Origin of the sequence: Mycoplasmopsis cricetuli ATCC 35279 (assembly GCF_000526955.1) — a bacterium.
GTDB lineage: Bacteria > Bacillota_I > Bacilli_A > Mycoplasmatales > Metamycoplasmataceae > Mycoplasmopsis > Mycoplasmopsis cricetuli.
On sequence record NZ_JAHB01000026.1, the window covers coordinates 1 to 4,558 of the forward strand.

Consider the following 4,558-nt stretch of genomic DNA (forward strand, 5'->3'; position numbering starts at 1 on the left):
AATCCTGAGATTAATTTAAACTTTAGTGCAATCACTAACAATATCAACAACAAGCAAATAAGACTTGTTGCTCAATATCAAAATCCTGATGGTACTAATGTGCAAATTGAAAGTGAAGCTACAACAGTTACCAACGCTTCAACAACTCAGAAATTTATTTTCAAACAAAATTTACCTTCAAATAGAATTTTAACTATTCAAAGAGCTGAAATTAATGAAAATAATATTTGAACAACATTAACTGATAAAGATGGATTGAGTGATTTAGCTTCAAAAAACAATTCAACATTGAAAATAAAATCAAAAGGTCCAATTTTGGTAAATAGTGCTCAATTTACAAAACAAAGTGATGCTTCTATTGATAAAGTATATGTTTTAATTAATGTTTCAGATCCTGATAACTTAATTGATAGTAATAAACCACAAAGCCTAAGTGTGAAACTATCAAATTCAGCTGGAAATAATGATATTGCAACAACAATAAATTCAATCACAAATAGTGGTCAAATTATGCTTAGTTTTACAAATGCAGAATTTGGTAAAGATTACAAACTATCTCAATTAAAATTCACAGCTAAACCTAATATTGCTCCTTATGATGTTGAATTTAAAGACAATACAAATAAAGTACTATCAAATAGTCCAATTGCAAATGGACAATCAATAGGGAATATAACCATTGAATCAATAGATTCAATAGATCATAATTTTGATGGTTCTAATTTATCAATTGAACATACATTTGTATCAAATGCTTTAGCTAACTTTAATAATTTAACTTTTGATTCTGTTATTAAAGATTTATCAACAAGAATTCATTCAGCTACTGCAAGCGGAACTAATTCAGCAAATGTTTTATTTAATTATCCATATAACTTAATTCAATCAGGGAATTTAATTCGTCCATTTAACAATACAATTAAATTTGATAATATAATTGCATCACATGTTAACAACAATATGAATAGCACTTTAATTTCTTTATCAAATCATGAAATAATAATTGATCCAAGTGACACCAGCATTGAAACAGTTGGTATTGATTACAGTGGAATTGGTGATGTAAATGTTGATATTAATATTTTCAACAATGATGGTTTACTTGAAACAATTGAAAACACTCCTGATGATGTTTTCTTAGTAAAAATTAAAAGCAATACTGGAGATCAACAAGAAGCGCATGGAAAGTTAGTTGCTCCAGTTCAAACTGGATTTGGTAAATTTAGAACTCAAGTTGCATTTAAAAATTTAAATATTGGTGATAATTATTTTGTTGAAAAAGTATCTATTTTACCACAATGAAATGCTCAATTTAAAAACATAAATAAAGCACTTAAAGATGTAAAAGAATACACTACCACAGATGCAAATGCAGTTGTTAGATTTACTCCAATTGACACAAGAACTAAAATATTAAATATTAAACCATTAACACTTAGAAAATATGGTCAAAATAATACTGAAACATCAAATGTTATCGATTTATACCAACATGAATCAGCCACATTTAGTGTTGACTTGTCTCAAATTAATCAAAATGATATTGGTAAAAATTTAAGAATTTGATTTAAAGATCCTATAAGAAATATTGTAAAATCATTTATCTCAAATGAAACAATAATAAATAATAAATTAAGAGATTATACATTTAACATTAAAAATGTAGATTCGTTTTATCATGAACGCAAAATAACCGGTTATAATTTAATTTTAGCTGATACTGTACCTAGTTTTGGTATTACACCTCACAAAATTGCAGCTAACCTACTTGCTAATTATAAAAATTCAGAAATTGCAATTGATAATAGTGCTAAAAATTATAATTTTTCTGTTCAAGATAGTGTTGGTCAAATTGTATTTACAAGAGAAGTGGCAAATGGAAAAAGATATTATATAATTCGAAATGGTGTTAAAGATTTACTTGCTGATGCTAAAACCGGAATTGGATTCTATGAGCATGCAAACCAAACTTCAACCCCTCAAAATGGTTCAGAAAATGGATATTGATGAGATACTTATGATGAGTCATTTAAACCATGAACTCCTTCAAGATATCCTGATTTAATTGGTAAAGTTACCCCTGATGATCTTGTATCTAATGTTCCAGAAGGAGAACCAAAATATAGAAATGATTTTGATAGTGGTAAAATTAAATATATTTACTTATACAAAACTGATACTGATAAATATTTAAGTTCAATTTATAATGTTAATAATTCTAATTTATTTAATGGAAATCAAAATACTTTACTAGATAGGGGCAATACATACTATGAAATTAGTTTTGTTAGAGGTGGAATTGATATCCCAAAAATTAATCAAAATTAACAAAGTAATATATTAAAAATAATTGCACATTAATTTATTTACTTTTTTAAAATTACTATTATTTTTATGTTGAAAACGAAAAACTATGAGTAATTTTGAAAAATATCCTGTTTTATAAAACAGGATATTTTTTTATTTTTTACTAAATTTTTATTAAATACAAAATTTTAATTATTTTTATAAATAAAAAAAGTGCTTGCTATAATTTGTATTTTTATAGCTTGCACTTTAGTTTTTATCAAAAAATCTATTAAAATTAAAATTATTTTGCAATTAAATTTAATTTAAAACAAAATAAATTATTTTAAATTGATTCATCATTATAAGTTAACAAGAAGTAATTTCCTGAATCTGGATCAATAATTTCCACAGATTTTGCATGTGAAGATGGCTCGCCAAAATCTAATAGAAAGTTTTGATTAGAACTAACAAGATCTACATTATAAAGTTCATATTTTAATGGAGTTGATTTTGGTTTTGGAACTTTTCCAAAATCATAATCTCTTAATTCAATTTCATAGTCAAGTTTTCCTGCTTTAAGAACTTCAGTAGAAATTGCTCTAAAACTTTTATTGATTGGACCAGAATAAAATACTAATTGGACTTTTTTACCATAATCTGAAGGATCTATATTTTGGAATCTGCTTTTAATGAAAACTCTAAAATTACTATCTCTAGTTTCACTTTTATCAATAGTTTTATTAGTATGTGTTTTGTATGATTGTTGAGATGTTATTGAATATAACTCCCCAAAATTTTGAATTTTGGTACTTGATTGAGTTGGTGTAAATTTAATTGAAGCATTATTTTGATCTGATGTACTATATTTAGAAAGGTTATCAATTGCCCCATTTTGAGTTTTAAATTGGCTATTGAAATTATCTTTTATACTAATTTCAGATACAAAATGTTCAGTAGTTTTAAGTTTGGGGAAAAATACTTGAATTACATATTTACCATTAGCTGAAGAAATTAACTTTCCTTCAGCTTGAACTGTATCTATCTGTTGGTTATTAATTACTTCAGTAACCTTAACAACAAAAACAGGATTTGTTAAATTTGGAATTTTTTCAATTAAACCATCATTGTTAAAAATATTAATATTAAGAGTTGTATCCATTCTACCTCTATTAAAATTTGCAAATTTTGCAAAATTTGCTAATTCTACACGAGTTGAACTTGCATTTAAAACAAATTCTTTATCAGTTTGCAGATCTTTTGATATATTATTATGTTTTACTTTTAAAGTAAATTTAATTTTATTATTTGCTCATCGAATTGATGGTTGTGCATTCATATCAAAATTAAATTTATAACTAGAATTATTTGTTCCAGCAGCTGAAGCTAATTTAGAAGCATTAGTTTTATAATCAACAATTTTTGCTTCGAAACTTAAATTACTAAAATTCTCAATAGCGTTTGAACTAATTGTTCTATCAAAAATAGTATTTGCTCCAGGGGTGATTTGATCTGGATTGTTAACAGTGAATGTAATTGCTCCAATTTGAATTCCATTTGCAATTGAATTATTTGATAGTACTTTATTTGTATTATCTTTAAACTCAACTTGTTCAGCAGCTATAGTTGGATTTGTAGCAAATTTGATATTTGATAAAGCGTAGGTTTTATCAATTTGCGCTCCTGCAAAATGAAGCTTAATTTCCTTGTTGTTATTACCACTATTTGTGATTGAATTTATTGTTGTTGCAATATCATTATTTCCAGCTGAATTTGATAGTTTCACACTTAGGCTTTGTGGTTTATTACTATCAATTAAGTTATCAGGATCTGAAACATTAATTAAAACATATACTTTATCAATAGAAGCATCACTTTGTTTTGTAAATTGAGCACTATTTACCAAAATTGGACCTTTTGATTTTATTTTGAATGTTGAATTGTTTTTTGAAGCTAAATCACTCAATCCATCTTTATCAGTTAATGTTGTTCAAATATTATTTTCATTAATTTCAGCTCTTTGAATAGTTAAAATTCTATTTGAAGGTAAATTTTGTTTGAAAATAAATTTCTGAACTGTTGAAGCATTGGTAACTATTGTAGCTTCACTTTCAATTTGCACATTAGTACCATCAGGATTTTGATATTGAGCAACAAGTCTTATTTGCTTGTTGTTGATATTGTTAGTGATAGCACTAAAGTTTAAATTAATCTCAGGATTAGTTCCAACATTAAATTCACTAATGTTATTTACATAACTAAAGTCTTGGAA

At 25.7% G+C, this 4,558-nt stretch carries 2 protein-coding genes; one reads left to right on the forward strand and one right to left on the reverse strand.

Annotated elements, in window-relative coordinates; all coding sequences use genetic code 4:
- Nucleotides 1-2,328: hypothetical protein (locus tag U744_RS04710; RefSeq protein WP_036432110.1), on the forward strand; the 2,328-nt coding region annotated here is incomplete at its 5' end.
- A 304-nt stretch (nucleotides 2,329-2,632) separates the two neighbouring features.
- Here U744_RS04710 and U744_RS04715 read toward each other — a convergent pair.
- The coding region (locus tag U744_RS04715; RefSeq protein ID WP_036432113.1) for a hypothetical protein at nucleotides 2,633-4,558 on the reverse strand (1,926 nt) is incomplete at its 5' end.